Annotated in this window: 16 protein-coding genes and 1 pseudogene; 7 read left to right on the top strand and 10 right to left on the bottom strand. The window is 71.5% G+C overall.

Annotation, left to right across the window (positions count from 1 at the left end):
- The first annotated feature begins 35 nt into the window (after positions 1-35).
- The 3 genes and pseudogenes from ribA to ACZ5XS_RS14075 form a co-directional block, all read left to right on the top strand.
- Complete coding sequence (ribA, locus tag ACZ5XS_RS14085; protein ID WP_217239186.1) at positions 36-695, top strand: GTP cyclohydrolase II; 660 nt, start codon at positions 36-38, stop codon at positions 693-695.
- 33 nt (positions 696-728) lie between these two features.
- Positions 729-1,709, top strand: coding sequence for an ornithine cyclodeaminase family protein (locus tag ACZ5XS_RS14080; RefSeq protein WP_468650981.1), 981 nt, complete (start codon positions 729-731; stop codon positions 1,707-1,709).
- A 106-nt stretch (positions 1,710-1,815) separates the two neighbouring features.
- Positions 1,816-2,682: pseudogene (locus ACZ5XS_RS14075) on the top strand (saccharopine dehydrogenase C-terminal domain-containing protein); the annotation flags it as partial.
- Positions 2,683-2,724: 42 nt separating this feature from the next.
- Here ACZ5XS_RS14075 and ACZ5XS_RS14070 read toward each other — a convergent pair.
- Entirely contained in the window at positions 2,725-3,954 is a 1,230-nt protein-coding gene (locus tag ACZ5XS_RS14070; protein WP_468650979.1) for a serine hydrolase domain-containing protein, read from the bottom strand.
- Positions 3,955-4,055: 101 nt separating this feature from the next.
- Between ACZ5XS_RS14070 and ACZ5XS_RS14065 the strand changes: the two genes are divergently transcribed.
- Complete coding sequence (locus ACZ5XS_RS14065; RefSeq protein ID WP_468650978.1) at positions 4,056-4,184, top strand: hypothetical protein; 129 nt, start codon at positions 4,056-4,058, stop codon at positions 4,182-4,184.
- Positions 4,181-4,618 carry a PPOX class F420-dependent oxidoreductase gene (locus tag ACZ5XS_RS14060; RefSeq protein WP_468650976.1) on the top strand — a complete coding sequence of 146 codons (438 nt, stop codon included), beginning with the start codon at positions 4,181-4,183 and terminating at the stop codon, positions 4,616-4,618. Before ACZ5XS_RS14065 ends, ACZ5XS_RS14060 begins: the two co-directional genes overlap by 4 nt.
- Positions 4,619-4,741: 123 nt before the next feature.
- Here the strand turns inward: ACZ5XS_RS14060 and ACZ5XS_RS14055 are convergent, their stop codons facing one another.
- The 3 genes from ACZ5XS_RS14055 to ACZ5XS_RS14045 form a co-directional block, all read right to left on the bottom strand.
- Complete coding sequence (locus ACZ5XS_RS14055; protein WP_468650974.1) at positions 4,742-5,959, bottom strand: MFS transporter; 1,218 nt, start codon at positions 5,957-5,959, stop codon at positions 4,742-4,744.
- 343 nt (positions 5,960-6,302) lie between these two features.
- Positions 6,303-7,646, bottom strand: a complete 1,344-nt coding sequence (locus ACZ5XS_RS14050; protein WP_468650972.1) for an MFS transporter — start codon at positions 7,644-7,646, stop codon at positions 6,303-6,305.
- A 194-nt stretch (positions 7,647-7,840) separates the two neighbouring features.
- Positions 7,841-8,506, bottom strand: a complete 666-nt coding sequence (locus tag ACZ5XS_RS14045) for a TetR/AcrR family transcriptional regulator (RefSeq protein ID WP_468650970.1) — start codon at positions 8,504-8,506, stop codon at positions 7,841-7,843.
- Positions 8,507-8,664: 158 nt separating this feature from the next.
- Between ACZ5XS_RS14045 and ACZ5XS_RS14040 the strand changes: the two genes are divergently transcribed.
- Positions 8,665-9,543, top strand: a complete 879-nt coding sequence (locus ACZ5XS_RS14040; RefSeq protein ID WP_468651267.1) for a shikimate dehydrogenase — start codon at positions 8,665-8,667, stop codon at positions 9,541-9,543.
- A gap of 91 nt (positions 9,544-9,634) precedes the next feature.
- Positions 9,635-11,434: a bifunctional sugar phosphate isomerase/epimerase/4-hydroxyphenylpyruvate dioxygenase family protein gene (locus tag ACZ5XS_RS14035; protein WP_468650968.1), complete on the top strand. Its 1,800-nt coding sequence runs from the start codon at positions 9,635-9,637 to the stop codon at positions 11,432-11,434.
- Here ACZ5XS_RS14035 and ACZ5XS_RS14030 read toward each other — a convergent pair.
- From ACZ5XS_RS14030 to zwf, 6 genes are all read right to left on the bottom strand, one after another.
- Entirely contained in the window at positions 11,421-12,884 is a 1,464-nt protein-coding gene (locus tag ACZ5XS_RS14030; RefSeq protein WP_468650966.1) for a membrane-associated oxidoreductase, read from the bottom strand. The two genes, ACZ5XS_RS14035 and ACZ5XS_RS14030, sit on opposite strands and share 14 nt — an antisense overlap.
- A 175-nt stretch (positions 12,885-13,059) precedes the next feature.
- Positions 13,060-13,647, bottom strand: coding sequence for a histidine phosphatase family protein (locus ACZ5XS_RS14025; RefSeq protein WP_468650964.1), 588 nt, complete (start codon positions 13,645-13,647; stop codon positions 13,060-13,062).
- A gap of 8 nt (positions 13,648-13,655) precedes the next feature.
- A complete protein-coding gene (gnd, locus tag ACZ5XS_RS14020; protein WP_468650962.1) occupies positions 13,656-14,534 on the bottom strand; it encodes a phosphogluconate dehydrogenase (NAD(+)-dependent, decarboxylating) in 879 nt (292 codons plus the stop codon).
- A gap of 6 nt (positions 14,535-14,540) precedes the next feature.
- Positions 14,541-16,211 carry a glucose-6-phosphate isomerase gene (gene pgi, locus ACZ5XS_RS14015; protein ID WP_468650960.1) on the bottom strand — a complete coding sequence of 557 codons (1,671 nt, stop codon included), beginning with the start codon at positions 16,209-16,211 and terminating at the stop codon, positions 14,541-14,543.
- Positions 16,204-17,139: a glucose-6-phosphate dehydrogenase assembly protein OpcA gene (gene opcA, locus ACZ5XS_RS14010; RefSeq protein WP_468650958.1), complete on the bottom strand. Its 936-nt coding sequence runs from the start codon at positions 17,137-17,139 to the stop codon at positions 16,204-16,206. Before opcA ends, pgi begins: the two co-directional genes overlap by 8 nt.
- Complete coding sequence (gene zwf, locus ACZ5XS_RS14005) at positions 17,136-18,749, bottom strand: glucose-6-phosphate dehydrogenase (protein WP_468650956.1); 1,614 nt, start codon at positions 18,747-18,749, stop codon at positions 17,136-17,138. The genes opcA and zwf overlap by 4 nt, the downstream gene beginning before the upstream one ends.
- Between the last annotated feature and the right edge of the window lie 84 nt (positions 18,750-18,833).

Below are 18,833 nucleotides of genomic sequence, written 5' to 3'. Positions count from 1 at the left end.
TTCCCGGCCTTTCGTCTCTGCTTAGGAACCAGATCATGACAGATAAAATTGGCGTGCTCGGCAAGAAGTCGCCACAGCGCACCGGTGTGGAACGCGTGGTGAATGCCCCGCTGCCCACCGTGTACGGGAAATTCCAGGCGGTCGGCTACCTCGATCACGACCGCGGTGACGAACAAGTGGCCCTGGTCTACGGTGAGATCGGCACGGACGACGTCCTGACCCGCCTGCATTCCGAGTGCCTGACCGGTGACGCCTTCGGTTCCCAGCACTGCGAGTGCGGCGACCAGCTCGCCTCCGCGCTGCGCGCGGTCGTCGCCGAGGGCAGCGGCGTCGTCGTCTACCTCAGAGGGCATGAAGGCCGCGGCATCGGACTGCTCGGCAAACTGCGGGCGATGGCGCTGCAGGCGGAGGGCCTGGACACCGTCGAGGCGAACCTGGCGCTCGGCCTGCCGGTGGACTCCCGCGACTACGGCGTCGCCGCCGGGATCCTGCACGACCTGGGCGTGAACTCGGTCCGCCTGATGTCGAACAACCCGCGCAAGCGCGAGGCGCTGGTGCGGCACGGCATCGAGGTCGCCGAGACGGTGCCGCTCCTGATACCGCCGTGCGAGAACAACATCACCTATCTGCGGACGAAGCGGGAGCGGCTGGACCACCATCTGCCCCATCTGGACGCGGTGGCGCACCTGTCCTGATTCCCGGGCGGCGAGCGGGGACAGGAAGAGGGAATGACCGACGACGTCCTCTTCCTCTCCGGGCGGCAGGTGGCGCGCCTCCTCGGCGCCGACGCGGCGATCGCCTCGCAGCGCGCGGCCTTCACCGCGCTCGGCTCGGGCGGCGCCGACCTGCCCGGGAAGATCATGCATCCCAGCCGCTTCGACGACAGTGTCGTCTTCGCGTACGTCTCCAGGATGTCGGCGGACACCGGGGCGGTCGCGAAGTTCGGCAGTGTCAACCCGGGCAACGCGGCGGCCGGGCTGCCGACCGTGCACGCCGTCGTCACCGTGCTCGACCCGGTGACGGGCCGCCTCGCCGCCGTCATGGACGGCACGGCGGTGACGACCCTGCGCACGGCCGCCGCGAGCGCCGTCGCCGTCGACGCGCTGGCCGGCCCCGACGCCGCCGACCTGGCGGTCCTCGGCTCGGGCACCCAGGCCGTCGCCCATGTGCGGTCGATCGCCCGGGTGCGGGGGCTGAAGTCGGTACGACTGTGGAGCCCGACCCCGCGCCGCCGTACCCGTGCCGCCGAGATCCTTGGCGCCGAGCTGGGGCTGCCCGTCGAACCGGCCGACAGCGCCGAGGCGGCCGTGCGCGGGGCGTCGCTGGTCGCGGCCTGCACGCTCAGCGCCACACCCGTGGTGCGCGGACAGTGGCTGGACGCGGGGTGCACGGTCGTCAGCGTGGGGTCGTTCGAGCCCGGCCGTCGCGAGGTGGACGCCGAGGTCGTACGGCGGGCCATGGAGACCGGAGCCGTCGTGGTGGACGACCCGGAGACCGCGGCCGGGCACGCCGGGCCGGTCGTGGACGCCCTGCGGGAAGGGCTGTTGGCCCGCGGCGACCTGGTCTCGCTGGGCGAGGTGCTCACCGGGCGGCGCACCGCCCGGACGGGGCCCGGGGACGTCGTCTACTACAACAGCGTCGGCCTCGGCATCCAGGACGCGGCCGCCGCCTGGGCCGTCGTCGAGGCGGCGAAGGGGGAACGCCGGTGACGATGCGCGCGGGGGTCGTCGTGGTCGGCGGCGGGGTGATGGGCACGAGCATCGCCTGCCACCTGGCCCGGGCGGGCGTACCGGACGTGGTGCTGGTGGAGCGGGACGGGCGCACTTCGCGTGCTCCAGTTATGTGTCCGACGCGGTCCTGGAGCAGGTGCCCGCGGCCGCGCGGGCCGGTGTCGTCGTCCTCACCGAGGCCGGTCTCGACCCGGGCATCGACCACCTCTTCGCGCACAGCCTCGTCGCCCGCGCCCGGGAGGCGATCGGCGCCGGCACGCCGGCCTCCTACAGCCTTACCTCCTACTGCGGCGGCGTACCCGCCGTCCCGAACGACTTCCGCTACCGGTTCAGCTGGGCCCCCGCGGGGGTGCTCGGTGCCCTGCGCTCGCCCGCGCGTTACGTGGAGGACGGCGCCGAGACCACCGCCGACCGGCCCTGGGAGGCGACCCGGCGGCACATCATCGGCGGCGAGACCTTCGAGGTCTACCCCAACCGCGACAGCGTCCCCTTCGTCGAGCAGTACGGTCTGCCGCCGGCCTGGAAGCCCCGCACCTTCGTCCGCGGCACCCTGCGCCTGGACGGCTGGCTGCGCGCCTGGGACGGCGTCTTCGCCGAGCTGCGGACCGGCGACGACGCCAGGATCGCCGCCCTCGCCCGGGAGCTGGCCGCGACCTACCCGACCACCGACGCGGACCGCGACCGGGTCGTCCTCGCCGTGTCGCTGGACGTGCGCGGCGGCGCTGGACGGGACTGGTCGGGCGGCTACTTCCTGGACCTGGTGGGGGACGAGGAGGAGAGCGCCATGGCCCGCTGCGTCTCCCGCCCCCTCGCCCTCGGCGTCCGGCACATCCTGGACGGCTCCCTGCCCCCCGGCCTCGGCCGCGCCGCCGAGACGGCGGCCCGCTCCGAGCAGTGGCTGGCCGAACTCGCCCGGGAGGGCGTCCACTTCAGCCTTCGGGTCGATCAGTAGAAAACGGGCGCCCCCCGTCCGACCACACCCCCATGACAGCCTCTAGGCGTCGACGGCCTCGTGCACCAGCCGCTTCAGATCCGGGAAGATCGTGTGCGAACTCCTGGGCCGAACCTGCGTCATGAACTGCACGGTCAGATCCCGGCTCGGGTCGACCCAGAACGTCGTGGTCGCGACGCCGCTCCAGCCGTACGTCCCCATTCCCGAGGGCGCCTGCGTGCGGGCCGGGTCGATCACCACGGAGAGACTGAGGCCGAAGCCGACGCCGTCGTTGCCGCGTTCGTCGTGCGCGGGGCGGCTGCCGAAGGCGCGCAGGTCGGCGCCGCCCGGGAGGTGGTTGGACGTCATGAGGTCCACCGTCTCGGGGGCGAGTAGGCGGATGCCGTCGAGCTCGCCGCGGCGGCGCAGCAACTCCATGAAGCGGTGGACGTCGTGGGCGGAGGCCACCATGCCGCCGCTGCCGGACAGGAAACGCGGGCGGCCGCGCAGGGGCAGGCCCGGGATCGGCTCGATGCCGCCGCCGTCGGCGTCGCCGTACAGCTCGGCGAGCCTGCCCGCCTGGTCGTCGGTGACGTGGAAACCCGCGTCGGTCATCCCGAGCGGGCCGAAGACCCGCTCGGCGAAGAACGTGTCGAGCGGCTGCCCGGACACCACCTCGATGACCCGGCCCAGCACGTTGGAGGCGACCGAGTAGTTCCACTGCGTGCCGGGCTCGAACTGCAGCGGCAGGCGCGCGTACACGTCGGTCGTCTGGGCCAGGGTCGTGCCCGGCACCACCGACGACTCCAGGCCGGCCTCGCGGTAGAGGGCGTCGACGGGGTGCGTGTGGTAGAAGGCGAAGGTCAGGCCCGAGGTGTGGGTCATCAGGTGCCGTACTCGTATCGGACCCTCGGCCGGGCGGGTCACGGTGTCGGCGCCGGAGCCGCTCACGTACACCCGTGGTTCCGCGAAGGCCGGAAGGTACCGGTCGACCGGGTCGTCCAGCGACATCCGGCCCTCCTCCACCAGGATCAGCGCGGCGACCGCGGTGACCGGCTTGGTCATGGAGTAGATCCGCCACAGGGTGTCGGCCTCGACGGGCAGTCCGGCCGCGATGTCACGGTGGCCCTGCGCCGTGAGGTGGGCGACGCGTCCGCCGCGGGAGACCGCCACGAGGTAGCCGGGCAGCCGGCCCTCGTCGACATGGTGGGCGAAGTGCTGGTCGAGGCGGTCCAGCGCCTTCCCGTCCAGGCCGACCTCACCCGGGTCCACCTCTTGTCGCAGCAGTGCCATCGTTCTCCTCCGTCGCGTTCGTCGAGGTGCGATCCGGCCTACCCCGCCGCAACGACCTCAGACATCATCGTCGCGCAGGAACGGGCGAATGGTCCCCCCTCATGAGAATGATCGTCGATGGCGGTGAGGGCTTCTCCCACCAGGGCCCGCAGGCCATCGCCCGGGCGACGCCGGGAACCGGCGCGGCGCAGGAATACGAGGCTCGCCCGGACGAGTTGATCCAGGCATGACTCAGGACGCGCTGCTCCAGCTGCTCTCCGAAGGACACGGCGGGGTCCTGGTGACCCTCAAGCACGACGGCCGGCCCCAGCTGTCGAACGTCAGTCACGCCTACTACCCGGACGAGCGGACCATCCGGGTCTCGATCACCGACGACCGTGCCAAGACCCGCAATCTGCGCCGGGACCCGCGGGCGTCGTACCACGTGACCAGCGCCGACCGGTGGGCCTACACGGTCGCCGAGGGCACGGCCGACCTCACGCCGGTGGCGAAGGATCCGTACGACGCGACGGTGGAGGAGCTCGTCCGCCTCTACCGTGACGTCCAGGGAGAGCACCCGGACTGGGACGACTACCGGGCCGCGATGGTCCGCGACCGCCGCCTCGTGCTGCGGCTGCGGGTGGAGCGGGCGTACGGCATTCCCAAGCGGGGCGATCAGGGCTGAGCCCGAAGAGGCCGCCCCGCCGCCCGCCCCTGCCTCGCGGCGGGCCCCTGGCGGTTTCTCGGCCGGCGCCGGGCCCCCTCATCCCCCCGCCGTCTCAGTACCGGCGCTGTCTCCCGCCCCGCCTCACGCTCCGGCCCGCCGCCCCGGGAACCCGTGCGTCCGCGCCCCCGTCACGACGGCGAGTACCGGCACGAGCAGCGCCAGCACGCTCCACGGGAACGCCGTCGCACCGAACAGGCCGAGCAGGATTCCGCCCAGCACGCCGCCGCCCGCCATCGCCGCGTTCCACAGCGTGACCAGCATCGCCTGCGCCGCGTCCGCCTGGTCGCCGCCCGCGTCGGCCACGGCGGTCTGCAGCAGGGTGGGCGCTCCGCCCCAGCCGAGCCCCCACAGCGCGGCCGCCACGTGGACGAGGGCCGGGCTGTCCGCGAAGACGGCGAGCAGAGCCGCCGCCGCCCCGACCAGCAGGACGCTCGCCAGGGTCAGCGCACGCAGCCGGCGGTCGATGCCGGCACCCACGATCCAGATGCTCACCAGGGACGCGGCACCGAACACGAGCAGCACCACGTCGGCCGAGCCGCCCATGCCGATGCGGTCCAGGAACGTGGCGATGTAGGCGTACAGAACGGTGTGTGCCAGCACGAACACCAAGGTCACGGACAGCACGGGTACGACACCGGGGACGGCCGGCGCCCGCACCATCGGGGCCCGGCGGCCCGCCTCCTGCCCGGGCACGTCCGGCACCAGCAGCGCGATCCAGCCCAGCAGGACCACGGCGACCACGGTCATCAGCGCGAACGCGACCCGCCAGCCCAGCGCCCCGCCCAGGAACGTGCCCGCGGGCACCCCCAGCGACAGCGCCACCGGCACCCCCGCCATGACCACCGCGACCGCCCTGCCCTGCAACGGGGCGGGCACCAGCCGCCGGGCGTACCCGGCCAGCAGCGCCCAGGCGAGTCCGGCGGCGACACCCGCCATGAACCGGGCCACCATGGTCAGCGGATAGCTGCCCGACACGGTCGTGACGGTGTTGGCTGCGGCGAACCCCGCCATCGCCGCCAGCAGCAGCCGCTTGCGCCGCCATCCCGCGGTCGCCGCGGACAACGGGATCGCGGTGAGGGCCGTACCGACGGCGTAGACGGTCACTGCCTGCCCCGCCGCCGCTTCACCCACCGCGAGGTCCGCGCTCATCGCGGGCAGCAGGCCAGCGGGGAGGGTCTCGGTGAGGCTGGTGACGAAGACGGCGGTGGCCAGGGCGAGGAGGGCGGGCAGCGGGAGTTCGCGGCTTCGGGCCGTCCCGGCCCGCGGCGACGAGGTGTCGGTTCCGGTGTCAGAGGTCATGCGGGCAGGGTCGGCCTTGACACAGGTGTCAGATTCAAGGGCCTGCACGTCCGCGTGGCGGCTGAGCCTCCGTCATCTCCGCGCGCACCGGCCGCCCCTGAAACCGGCCGGTGCGCGCGGAGGTTCCTCCCCCCTCGGGGCCACGGTGGCCGCAGCGCACGCGGAGCTGTTGTTTTCTGCTCGTTTCGGCCGATGTTCTTGCCGGAAGCGTCGTCTGTCAACGGGGTGGGGGCGGTTGGGGCGGTGGGGGTGGGTCTCGGGCCCGGGGTGCAGCCCGGAAGCCGGCACATGACGTGTCCCCGGAACCAGGCGTGGCTCCGGGGACACGTGGAGGGCGGCGAAATCAGGCAGTCACCTTCTCCGGCTGGTGAGTCTCTGGGAGTGCGCGTTCGCCGAGCCGTTCCGTCGGGATCTTGTGGGTCTCGCGGGCCGTGAGGACGGCGATGACCGGCGGGACGCACAGCGCGGCGGTGAACAGGGCCACCGCCGACCAGTCGTCGCCGTCCGGTCCGGCGATCTGCGCGGCGAAGGTGACCGCGAAGCCGGCCACGGCGAAGCCGATCTGGGTGCCGATGGCCATGCCGGACAGGCGGACGCGGGTGGAGAACATCTCGCCGTAGAAGGAGGGCCAGACGCCGTTCGCGGCGCTGTAGACGACACCGAAGGTGACGATGCCGAGGATCAGGGTCAGCGGGTAGGAGCCCGTCGAGATGGACCACAGGTACAGGAACATCATCACCGCGCTGCCCGCGGCGCCGGCCAGGAAGACCGGGCGGCGGCCGATGCGGTCGGACAGGGTGGCCCACAGCGGGATCGCGGCGAGCGCGACGAGGTTGGCGAGCGCGCCCACCCACAGCATGGAGGAGCGGCTCATGCCGACCGAGTCGCTGGTCGCGTACGACAGTGCCCACACCGTGAAGATCGTGCTGACCGAGGCGATGAGGGCGCCCGCGATGACCCGCAGGACGTCCGCCCAGTGCTCGCGCAGCAGGATCGCCAGCGGCATCCTGACGACGCCCTCCTCGGCGGTCTGCTGGGCGAAGGCCGGGGTCTCGTCCAGCTTGCGGCGGATGACGAAGCCGACCACGGCGACCGCGACGCTCATCCAGAACGGGACCCGCCAGCCCCAGGACAGCAGCTGGTCGTCGGGCAGCGCGGCGACGGGGATGAAGACCAGGGTGGCGAGCAGCTGGCCGCCCTGGGTGCCGCTGAGTGTGAAGCTGGTGAAGAAGCCGCGGCGTTTTGGCGGCGCGTGCTCCAGGGACATGGAGTTGGCGCTGGCCTGCTCGCCGGCCGCCGAGATGCCCTGCAGGACGCGGCACAGGACCAGCAGGACGGGGGCGAGGGTGCCGACCTGGTCGCGGGTGGGCAGGCAGCCGATGAGGAACGTCGACACGCCCATCAGGATCAGCGTGAAGACCATGATCTTCTTGCGGCCGAGCTTGTCGCCGAAGTGCCCGAGGAAGAGCGCGCCGACCGGGCGGGCCGCGTAGGCGACGCCGAACGTGGCCAGTGACAGCAGGGTCGCGGTGGCCGGGTCGGACTCGTCGAAGAACACCTCGGGGAAGATCAGCGCTGCCGCGCTGCCGTAGATGAAGAAGTCGTAGTACTCCAGGGCGCTGCCGATCCAGGCCGCCGTGGCGGCTTTCTTCGGCTGGCCGGGCGGTGCGGCGGCGGGGACGGACACGGCGTGCTCCTTCGGGGGAACTCCGGCGCAGGCGGAGTGAGCGGAGGGGAGAGGGGCGGGGCCGGATCTTCGGCTAATTAACCCACTGGATAGTTAGTGCCGGTGGGTGGGATGTTGCGCCGACGTTTCCCGGGTGTCAAGAGGCCGTACCGAAGGATCTTCGTGCTCGGCGGCATCGTCGGGCCGGGGTGGCCTCAGTCCGCCGCGCGCTCCGCCGTCAGGTAGGCGATGACCATGTCGCCCAGCATCGCGCGGTAGTGCTCGCGCTGGGCGGGGTCGACCAGGTCGCGGCCGAACAGGGCGCCGAAGGTGTGCCGGTTGGCGACCCGGAAGAAGCAGAACGCGCTGATCATCGCGTGCAGGTCGACGGCGTCCACGTCGGCCGTGAACAGCCCCGACTTCTGCCCCTGCTCCAGGATCCGGCGGATCACGTCGAGGGCCGGCGAGCTGATCTTGCCGAGCTTCTCGGAGGCGGCGATGTGCACGGCCTCGTGGATGTTCTCGATGCTCACCAGGCGGATGAAGTCGGGGTGCTGCTCATGGTGGTCGAAGGTGACCTCCGCCAGGCGCCGGATGGCGGCGACCGGGTCCAGGTGTTCGACGTCCAGGCCCTGCTCGGCCTCGCGGATGACGGCGTAGGCCCGCTCGAGAACCGTTGTGAACAGCTGTTCCTTGCCGCCGAAGTAGTAGTAGATCATTCGCTTGGTGGTGCGGGTGCGGGCCGCGATCTCGTCCACGCGGGCTCCCGCGAAGCCGGCTCGGGCGAACTCCTGGGTCGCCACGTCGAGAATCTCGGCCTGGGTGCGCGCGGCGTCACGGATGCGCCCGCCTGTTCGTGCCGGTTCTTCGACGCTGGTCATCGTGTTCCTTCGGGCTACGGGGCAGTGCCGCAGATTGTAGAAGGAGGCCATCGCGAAGGGCGCCGATCACCGGGCGAGGGCTTCCCGCCGACCCGCGATGCTGATATAGCTAACGTACTAGTTCGTACATTGGTGAGCCGCTCAGGAGGTCCCGCGTGGTGCCCAAGGACTCGTATCTCGTCGGTCTGATCGGCTCCGGTATCGGTCCGTCGCTCAGTCCCGCGCTGCACGAGCGGGAGGCCGACCGTCAGGGTCTGCGCTATCTGTACCGGCTCATCGACATCGACGCCCTCGGTGTGCCGCCCGAGGGGGTGGGCGACCTGGTGCGGGCGGCCCGCGACCTGGGCTTCGACGGGCTCAACATCACGCACCCATGCAAGCAGCAGGTCATCCGGCACCTGGATGCCCTCGCCCCGCAGGCCGAAGCGCTGGGCGCGGTCAACACCGTCGTCTTCGGCGAGGACGGGCGGGCCGTCGGCCACAACACCGACGTCACCGGCTTCGCCGCCTCCTTCGCGCGCGGTCTGCCCGACGCGCCGCTGGAGCGGGTCGTGCAGCTGGGCGCGGGCGGTGCGGGCGCGGCCGTGGCCCATGCCACGCTCACGCTGGGCGCCGAGCGGGTCACGGTCGTGGACGCGATGCCCGAGCGGGCGGCCGCTCTCGCCGACTCCCTGAACCGCCACTTCGGCGAGGGCCGTGCGCTGGCAGCGGCCCCCGGCCGGCTGGCGGACCTGCTCGCACGGGCCGACGGCCTCGTCCACGCCACTCCCACCGGCATGGCCGCCCACCCCGGCCTGCCCTTCCCCGCCGGATTCCTCCACCCGGGCCTGTGGGTCGCGGAGGTGGTCTACCGCCCGCTGGAGACCGAACTGCTGCGTGGTGCCCGCGCGCTCGGCTGCGCCACGCTCGACGGCGGCGGGATGGCCGTCTTCCAGGCCGTGGACGCGTTCCGCCTGTTCACCGGAAGGGAACCCGACGCCGCGCGCATGCTCGCGGACATCGCGGAGCTGGCCGGCGCCGTCCCGGCACCGAAGTAGTCCGGGCGTTTCGCGGGACTTCGCGGGACTTCGCGGGACTTCGCGGGACATCGCAAACATCGGAAAGCATCGGGAAGACAGAGGTACCGACATGCGTACGTCCATCGCCACCGTCTCCCTCAGCGGATCCCTCACCGAGAAGCTGACGGCCGCCTCCCGGGCCGGCTTCGACGGCGTCGAGATCTTCGAGAACGACCTGCTGGCCAGCCCTCTCACCCCCGAGGAGATCCGCGCCCGCTGCGCCGACCTCGGCCTCACCATCGACCTCTACCAGCCGATGCGCGACATCGAGGCGGTGCCCGAGGACGAGTTCGCCCGCAACCTGCGCCGCGCCCGGCACAAGTTCGAGCTGATGAGCAGGCTCGGCGCCGACACCGTCCTCGTCTGCTCCAGCGTCTGTCCGCGCGCGGTGGACGACGACGCCCTCGCCGCCGCACACCTGTCCCAACTGGCCGCCCTCGCCCAGGACTTCGGCATCCGCGTCGCCTACGAAGCGCTCGCGTGGGGCCGGCACGTCAGCACGTACGACCACGCCTGGCACATCGTCGAAACGGCCGGCCACCCAACGCTCGGCACCTGTCTGGACAGCTTCCACATCCTCTCCCGCGGCTCCGACCCCAAGGGAATCGAGGACATCCCCGGCGAGAAGATCTTCTTCCTCCAACTGGCCGACGCCCCGCTGCTCGCGATGGACGTCCTGCAGTGGAGCCGCCACTACCGGTGCTTCCCCGGGCAGGGCGGCTTCGACGTCGCCGGGCTGGTACGCAGTGTCCTGCACACGGGATACGACGGTCCGCTCTCCCTCGAAGTCTTCAACGACGTCTTCCGCCAGGCCGAGGCCGGCCCCACGGCCGTGGACGCCCGGCGCTCCCTCCTGGTCCTCCAGGAGACGGTGGGCATTCAGGCGCCGCCCGCCTCGGTCGCGCCGACGGGTGTCGCCTTCGCCGAACTCGTGACCCTCGACGCCGAACCGCTGTCGGCACTGCTCAAAGCGCTGGGCTTCGCCCGCACGGCACGGCACCGCAGCAAGCCGGTCGACCTGTGGGAGCAGGGCGAGGCCCGTCTCCTGGTCAACACCGGGACGGCCGTGCGGCGGGACGGCACCCGGCTCGCCGCGATCGGGCTCAGGTCACCGGACCCGACGGCCGCCGCCCGCCGCGCCGAGGCCCTGCTGGCACCGGTCCTGCCCCGCCGCCGCGCCCTGGAGGACGCCCAGCTCGACGCGGTGCTCGCCCCCGACGGCACGGAGGTGTTCTTCTGCGCCTCGGACCGCCCCGAACATCCCGACTGGCGGGCGGACTTCGCGGACACCGAGGCCGTTCCCGCCGTACCGCGGCACGCCGCCCGCATCGACCATCTCGCCCTCACGCAGCCCTGGCACCACTTCGACGAGGCGACCCTCTTCCACCGCGGCGTCCTCGGCCTGCAGGCGCAGGAGAGCGTGGACGTCGCCGACCCCTACGGGCTGATGCGCAGCCGCGCCGTCACCAACGACGACGGCAGCGTCCGGATCGCCCTCACCGTCGGCGCGGCACCCACCGACGACACGGTCCACGCCCAGCACATCGCCCTGGCCACCGACGACGTGGTGGCGGCCGCCCGCCGCCTCGTCGAGGCCGGCGGCCGGCTGCTGCCGATCCCCGCGAACTACTACGACGACCTGGCGGCCCGGTACGAGTTCGCCGACGGCGAGCTGGAGACGTACCGCGAACTCGGCATCCTCTACGACCGTGACCCGCACGGCGAGTTCCGCCACTGCTACACGCCCACCATCGGCCGCGTCTTCTTCGAACTGGTCCAGCGCGACGGCGGCTACCGCGGCTACGGCGCCCAGAACGCCCCCGTCCGGCTCGCCGCCCAGCACGCGGTGCGGCGGTTCACTGGCGGCTGACGGTCCGGGACACGCCGGCGAAGACCGTCGTGGCCAGGATCCAGCCGGCGATCACCAGGGCGTACGACAGCGTCTGGTACGGGCCCTCGGGGGCGAAGGCGCTTTCCTGGCCGAAGGAGATCACCGGCAGCAGCAGGTCGAGCGTGTAGAACACCGGGTTGAAGTCCGGGGCCTCGGACGGCTTGAGCGGGCGCGGATGGTGCAGGGCGTACGTGACCGAGCCGATCGCCAGCAGGGACAGCAGCCACACGCAGGCGCGCAGCGGACGGAAGCCGTAGCCGACGGTGGCGTCCTGGACGTGGCCCCACAGGCGGCCGTACCAGGGGAGCGTGGTGCGGTGCCGGCGCTGCTTGGCGAGCTGGACGAGCCGGGCGGCCCGGTCGTCGCCGATGCGCAGATAGGCGGCGGTCAACTGTTCGTAGGCGTGCGGGACGTAGCCCTCGTCGTCGCGGTCCAGCATCGCCAGGCGGCGCGCGGCGGGTTCGTGGGGGGAGAGGGAGGCGTAGACGAGGCCGTTGAGGAGGACTCGTGCGGGCACCGCGTCCGCCTCCAGGAACAGTTCCTCGATCTGGGCACGGCGCAGGTTGAGGATGCCGTCCACGGGCGGGCCCTTGCGCAGCCACAGCTCCCCGATGGTGGCGCTGCTCGCCCGCAGCACCCCGTCTCCCGGGTTCGACAGATGGGCGTACGACAGGTCGAGGCGGCCCGAGATCCGAACGCCCCGCAGGCCGATCCAGCCGAGTGTGCGCACGCCCCGCAGGTGGACGTCGCCCTCCACGGCGAGGGTCTGCGCGTCGAGGACGATCTCGCCGGGGTGGCTGAGCCGGGCGTCGGTGAGGTTGATCGACCCGGCGACCGTGGCACCGTTGAGACGTACCTCCCCCTGCGCCCGCAGTCCGGGAGCCCACAGGTCGTCGCCGAGGGTCACCTGATTGAGCTGGAGGGCCGGCTCGTCGGTGTCCGACGCGGTGAACTCCCCGCGGTCCATGAACAGCGCCCCGGCGATCTCCGCCCCGCCGAGCCGCACCGGCCCGTGGAAACGGCAGTCCGTCATCCGCAGCACGCCTTCCACCCGCATCGTGGCGGCGGTCAGCCCCGGCAGCACGGACCAGGAGAGGTTCAACTGGCGCAGCCGGGAGCCGTACAACAGCGGGGTGTCCTCGAAGGAGCAGTGGCTCAGTCGTACGGCGTGGTCACTCGTCCCGTACCGCAGGTCGAGTACGCCGGTGATGCGGGCGCCCGACAGTTTCAGGGCGGGTATCTCCCCGTCCTCGCGCGGGCCGTTGAGCAGCAGCGACCGCAACACGACTGCCCGGACGCTGCGTTCTCGGCCCCACTCGGCCCCGTGCGCCACGTCCTCGTCGTCCGCCGTGCGGAAGTTCACGGACTCGCCCCGGGGAAACGCCCGCCACACGCGCAGTTCGGCCGGCGTCAAGTTGTCGATCTCCATCAGCGGGGACTCTGACGTGCCGTCCCGCGGGTGTCAACTCCCCACGGCCGCAGGGACACACGGCGCGCGAAGCCACCCGCCGACGACCAGGGCCCGGGACCACCACGTGGGCGCCCTCGCCGCGTCGGAGGTCCGCGCGAGTTCGTGTGGTGGCCCGGGCCGCCGTACGGCGTCGTTATGGCCTGGTGTTCCACTCCGCGATCACCGGTCGGCCGTGTTCTGTGGACAGTCGGCTGAATGTCGCCGTCGCCAGCTGGAACAGCCGGCCGTCCGCGGGATCCAGTCCCAGCCGGCGTGCCGTCAGTACGCGCAGGAAGTGGGAGTGCGCCACGAGGATCACCTCCCCGTCGGGGAGGGCGGCGTCCACCCGGGCGAGCACCCGGTCGGCACGCAGTCCCACCTCGGCGGGCGACTCGCCCGGCCGCCCGTCGGCACCGGGCGGCACGCCGTCGGTCCACAGGTCCCAGTCGGGCCGGGTGCGGTGGATGTCGACGGTGGTGACGCCCTCGTAGCCGCCGTAGTCCCATTCGTGCAGGTCGGGGTCGGACACGACCCCGTTGATGCCCGCCAGTTCGGCGGTGCGTATCGCGCGGGCGAGCGGGCTCGTCAGCGCGAGTGCGAAGGTCCGCGACGAGAGGAGCGGAGCGAGCAACTTGGCCTGTTCCTCGCCGTGCTGGGTGAGGGGCAGGTCGGTCCGGCTGGTGTGCCGGCCCGACAGGCTCCACTCCGTCTCACCGTGGCGGACCAGAAGGAGATCCCCCACGGCCGGACCTACTTCGCCGACTCGACGGCGTGGCCGCCGAACTGGTTGCGCAGGGCGGCGACCATCTTCATCTGCGGGGAGTCGTCCTGGCGGGACGCGAACCGGGCGAACAACGACGCCGTGATCGCGGGCAGCGGCACCGCGTTGTCGATGGCGGCCTCGACGGTCCAGCGGCCCTCGCCGGAGTCCTGCGCGAAGCCCTTCAGCTTCTCCAGGTGCTCGTCGTCGTCCAGGGCGTTGACGGCGAGGTCGAGGAGCCAGGAGCGGATGACCGTGCCCTCCTGCCAGGAGCGGAAGACCTCGCGCACGTCGGTGACGGAGTCCACCGCCTCCAAAAGCTCCCAGCCCTCGGCGTAGGCCTGCATCATGGCGTACTCGATGCCGTTGTGGACCATCTTGGAGAAGTGCCCGGCGCCGACCTTGCCGGCGTGGACGAACCCGGCGTCACCCTCGGGCTTGAGCGCGTCGAAGATCGGCTGGATCCGGTCGACGTGCTCCTTGTCGCCGCCGACCATCAGGGCGTAGCCGTTCTCGAGGCCCCAGACGCCGCCCGAGACGCCGGCGTCGACGAAGCCGATGCCCTTGGCGCCGAGCTCGAAGGCGTGCTTCTCGTCGTCGGTCCAGCGGGAGTTGCCGCCGTCGACCACCGTGTCACCGGCGGACAGCAGGTCGCCGAGTTCGTCGACGACGGACTGGGTGGCGGCGCCGGCCGGGACCATCACCCAGACCGTGCGGGGGGCTTCGAGCTTGTCGACCAGTTCGGCCAGGCCGCTCACGTCGGAGAGTTCGGGGTTGCGGTCGTAGCCGATGACGGTGTGGCCGGCGCGGCGGATCCGCTCGCGCATGTTGCCGCCCATCTTGCCGAGGCCGATGAGTCCCAGCTGCATGTCAGTTCACTTCCTGAGGTCGCGGTAGGTGGCCACGAGAGCGGCGGTGGACGGGTCGAGACCGGGGACGTCCGCGCCCTCGGTCAGAGCGGGCTCGACGCGCTTGGCGAGGACCTTGCCGAGCTCGACGCCCCACTGGTCGAAGGAGTCGATGTTCCAGATCGCGCCCTGGACGAACACCTTGTGCTCGTAGAGGGCGATGAGCTGGCCGAGGACGGACGGCGTGAGTTCCTTCGCCAGGATCGTGGTGGTGGGGTGGTTGCCCTGGAAGGTGCGGTGCGGCACCTGCTCCTCGGCCACGCCCTCCCCGCGCACCTCGTCCGCGGTCTTGCCGAAGGCGAGCGCCTGGCCCTGGGCGAACAGGTTGGCCATCAAGAGGTCGTGCTGCGCCTTGAGATCGTCGCTCAGCTCGCCGACCGGGCGGGCGAAGCCGATCAGGTCGGCCGGGATGACCTTGGTGCCCTGGTGGATCAACTGGTAGTAGGCGTGCTGCCCGTTGGTGCCGGGCGTGCCCCACACCACGGGGCCGGTCTGCCACTGGACCGGGTGGCCGTCGCGGTCCACGGACTTGCCGTTGGACTCCATGTCCAGCTGCTGGAGGTAGGCGGTGAACTTGGACAGGTAGTGACTGTAGGGCAGTACCGCGTGCGACTGGGCGTCGAAGAAGTTGCCGTACCAGACGCCCAACAGGCCCAGGATCAGCGGGGCGTTGTCCTCGGCGGGCTCGTTGCGGAAGTGTTCGTCGACGATGCGGAAACCGTCGAGCATCTCCAGGAAGTGGTCCGAACCGATGGCGATCATCAGCGAGAGGCCGATGGCCGAGTCGAAGGAGTAGCGGCCGCCGACCCAGTCCCAGAACCGGAACATGTTGTCCGGGTCGATGCCGAACTCGGTGACCTTCTCCGCGTTCGTCGACAGGGCGACGAAGTGCTTCGCGACGGCCTTGTCCTCGCCGAGGCCGCCCGGGCCGTGCAGCAGCCAGGAGCGGGCCGCGGTGGCGTTGGTGATCGTCTCGATGGTGGTGAACGTCTTGGACGCGACGATGAACAGGGTCTCCGCCGGGTCCAGGTCGCGCAGCGCCTCGTGCAGGTCGGCGCCGTCCACGTTCGACACGAAACGGAAGGTCAACTCCCGTGCCGTGTAGGCGCGCAGGGCCTCGTAGGCCATCGCGGGGCCCAGGTCGGAGCCGCCGATGCCGATGTTGACGACGTTCTTGATCCGCTTGCCGGTGTGGCCGGTCCACTCGCCGGAGCGGACGCGGTGCGCGAAGGAGGCCATCTGGTCGAGGACCGTGTGCACCTCGGGCACGACGTTCTCGCCGTCGACCTCGATCACCGCGTTCGCGGGGGCGCGCAGGGCGCTGTGCAGGACGGCGCGGTCCTCGGTGACGTTGATCTTGTCGCCGCGGAACATGGCGTCGCGCAGCCCGAACACGTCGGTGGCGGCGGCGAGTTCCCGCAGCAGGGCGAGGGTCTCGTCGGTGACCAGGTGCTTGGAGTAGTCGATGCGCAGGTCGCCGACGCGCACGACGTACCGCTCCGCGCGCCCGGGGTCCGTCGCGAACAGCTCACGCAGGTGCGCGTGCCACTGGGCGCGATGGTCCTCGAGGGCCGCCCACTGCGGCCGCCGGGTGAGGGTGGGGGAGTCGGAAGGGGAGCCGGTGGGGGAGTCAGACATGTGCGGGGATCTCCTTGGTGGCCTCGCCCCGCAGGGCGACGGCGTACATCTCGTCCGCGTCGAGGCGCCTGAGCTCCTCGGCGATGAGTTCGGAGGTGGTGCGCACCTTCAGCGCGAGGGTGCGGGAGGGCTGGCCCGGCAGGGACAGCGTGGCCAGCGGGCCCTCGGGGCGGTCGATGACGATCTCGCCGTTCGCGGTGCCCAGGCGTACGGCCGTGACGACCGGACCGGCGGTGACGATCCGGTCGGCGGTGACGCCGAGGCGGGCCTCCAGCCAGCGGGCCAGCAGTTCGGCGGCCGGGTTCTCCTCCTCGGCCTCCACGGCCGCCGAGGTCACCTTCACCCGGGCCTGGTCCAGGGCCGCGGCCAGCATCGAGCGCCACGGGGTGAGCCGGGTCCAGGCGAGGTCGGTGTCGCCGGGGGCGTAGGTGCGGATCCGTGCGTCCAGCACCTGGAGCGGGTTCTCCACCGCGTACAGGTCGGTGATCCGGCGCTGGGCGAGCGCGCCCAGCGGGTCCTTCGCCGGGTTCTCCGGGGCGTTCACCGGCCACCACACCACGACCGGCGCGTCCGGCAGCAGCAGCGGCAGGACGACGGAGTCGGCGTGGTCGGACACCTCGCCGTACGTCCTGAGGACGACCGTCTCGCCGGTGCCGGCGTCGGCGCCCACCCGCACCTCGGCGTCGAGGTGGGAGTTGGTGCGGTCGCGCGGGGTGCGCGCGTGGCGCTTGATGACGACCAGGGTGCGCGAGGGGTGCTCGTGCGAGGCCTCCTCGGCCGCCTTGATCGCGTCGTAGGCGTTCTCCTCGTCCGTGACGATCACCATCGTCAGGACCATGCCCACGGCGGGTGTGCCGATGGCGCGGCGGCCCTTCACCAACGCCTTGTTGATCTTGCTTGCCGTGGTGTCGGTCAGGTCGATCTTCATGGCCTGCGCCAGCTCCGTCCGTCTCGTGCGAGCATCTCGTCGGCTTCCTCGGGTCCCCAGCTGCCCGACGCGTAGCGCGCCGGCCTGCCGTGGTTCGCCCAGTGCTCCTCGATCGGGTCGAGGATCTTCCAGGACTCTTCCACTTCCTGGTGACGGGGGAACAGGTTGGCGTCGCCCAGCAGGACATCCAGGATGAGCCGCTCGTACGCCTCCGGGCTGGACTCCGTGAACGACTCGCCGTACGCGAAGTCCATCGTCACGTCCCGGATCTCCATCGAGGTGCCCGGCACCTTCGACCCGAAGCGGACCGTCATGCCCTCGTCGGGCTGGACGCGGATCACGATCGCGTTCTGGCCCAGCTCCTCGGTGGCCGTGGAGTCGAAGGGGGAGTGCGGGGCCCGCTGGAAGACGACGGCGATCTCGGTGACGCGGCGGCCGAGCCGCTTGCCGGTGCGCAGGTAGAAGGGCACACCCGCCCAGCGCCGGTTGTCGACGTTCAGCTTGATGGCGGCGTACGTGTCCGTCGTGGAGGCCTGGTCGATGCCGTCCTCGTCGAGGTAGCCGCGCACCTGCTCGCCGCCCTGCCAGGCGGCCGCGTACTGCCCGCGCACCGTGTGGGCGCCGATGTCCTGCGGCACCTTCACGGCCTTGAGCACCTTCAGCTTCTCCATGAGCAGCGACTCGGCGTCGAAGGCGGCCGGCTCCTCCATGGCGGTCAGCGCCATGAGCTGCAGGAGGTGGTTCTGGATGACGTCACGGGCGGCGCCGATGCCGTCGTAGTAGCCGGCCCGGCCGCCGATGCCGATGTCCTCGGCCATGGTGATCTGCACGTGGTCCACGAAGGACCGGTTCCAGATCGGCTCGTACATCTGGTTGGCGAAGCGGAGCGCCAGGATGTTCTGGACGGTCTCCTTGCCGAGGTAGTGGTCGATGCGGAAGACCTGGTCCGGCTCGAACACGTCGTGCACGAGCGCGTTCAGCTCACGCGCGCTCTTCAGGTCGCGGCCGAACGGCTTCTCGATGACCGCGCGCCGCCAGGAACCCTCGGGGGCGTCGGCCAGCCCGTGCTTCTTCAGCTGGCGGACGACCTTGGGGAAGAACTTCGGCGGTACGGAGAGGTAGAAGGCGTAGTTGCCGCTGGTCCCGCGGGAGGCGTCCAACTCGTCGACGGACGACCGCAGCTGCTTGAACGCCATGTCGTCGTCGAAGTCGCCCGGGATGAACCGCATGCCCTCGGCGAGCTGCTGCCAGACCTCCTCGCGGAACGGGGTGCGCGCGTGCTCGCGGACCGCGTCGTGCACGACCTGCGCGAAGTCCTGGTCCTCCCAGTCCCGGCGGGCGAACCCGAGGAGCGAGAAGCCCGGCGGCAGCAGACCGCGGTTGGCGAGGTCGTAGACCGCCGGCATCAGCTTCTTGCGGGACAGGTCGCCGGTGACACCGAAGATGACGAGACCGGACGGGCCCGCGATCCGGGGGAGTCGGCGGTCCTGTGGGTGGCGCAGGGGATTGGACCAGTCGGCCGCGGGGAGGACCGGGACGGTCACCTCCGGCTCGCTCTCCTCGGTCTTCGCCGTCTCCTGAGCCGTCGTCTCGGGAAGTTCCTCGCTCATTCCCCGTCAACCCCCTTGCTGTTCAGGGAGACGCCCTCTTCGGACAGGCGCCTGAGTGCTCCCGCGGTCGCGGTCGCTTCGGTC

Source organism: Streptomyces sp. NPDC033131, assembly GCF_055578365.1.
This window is presented reverse-complemented; position numbering and strand designations above follow the sequence as displayed.

What these genes read in the sequence shown, in the direction of transcription:
- ribA (WP_217239186.1), top strand. Translation starts at nt 36, where the DNA reads ATGACAGATAAAATTGGCGTGCTCGGCAAGAAGTCGCCACAGCGCACC.
- ACZ5XS_RS14080 (WP_468650981.1), top strand. Translation starts at nt 729, where the DNA reads ATGACCGACGACGTCCTCTTCCTCTCCGGGCGGCAGGTGGCGCGCCTC.
- ACZ5XS_RS14070 (WP_468650979.1), bottom strand. Translation starts at nt 3,954, where the DNA reads ATGGCACTGCTGCGACAAGAGGTGGACCCGGGTGAGGTCGGCCTGGAC.
- ACZ5XS_RS14065 (WP_468650978.1), top strand. Translation starts at nt 4,056, where the DNA reads ATGAGAATGATCGTCGATGGCGGTGAGGGCTTCTCCCACCAGGGCCCG.
- ACZ5XS_RS14060 (WP_468650976.1), top strand. Translation starts at nt 4,181, where the DNA reads ATGACTCAGGACGCGCTGCTCCAGCTGCTCTCCGAAGGACACGGCGGG.
- ACZ5XS_RS14055 (WP_468650974.1), bottom strand. Translation starts at nt 5,959, where the DNA reads ATGACCTCTGACACCGGAACCGACACCTCGTCGCCGCGGGCCGGGACG.
- ACZ5XS_RS14045 (WP_468650970.1), bottom strand. Translation starts at nt 8,506, where the DNA reads ATGACCAGCGTCGAAGAACCGGCACGAACAGGCGGGCGCATCCGTGAC.
- ACZ5XS_RS14035 (WP_468650968.1), top strand. Translation starts at nt 9,635, where the DNA reads ATGCGTACGTCCATCGCCACCGTCTCCCTCAGCGGATCCCTCACCGAG.
- ACZ5XS_RS14030 (WP_468650966.1), bottom strand. Translation starts at nt 12,884, where the DNA reads ATGGAGATCGACAACTTGACGCCGGCCGAACTGCGCGTGTGGCGGGCG.
- gnd (WP_468650962.1), bottom strand. Translation starts at nt 14,534, where the DNA reads ATGCAGCTGGGACTCATCGGCCTCGGCAAGATGGGCGGCAACATGCGC.
- pgi (WP_468650960.1), bottom strand. Translation starts at nt 16,211, where the DNA reads ATGTCTGACTCCCCCACCGGCTCCCCTTCCGACTCCCCCACCCTCACC.
- opcA (WP_468650958.1), bottom strand. Translation starts at nt 17,139, where the DNA reads ATGAAGATCGACCTGACCGACACCACGGCAAGCAAGATCAACAAGGCG.
- zwf (WP_468650956.1), bottom strand. Translation starts at nt 18,749, where the DNA reads ATGAGCGAGGAACTTCCCGAGACGACGGCTCAGGAGACGGCGAAGACC.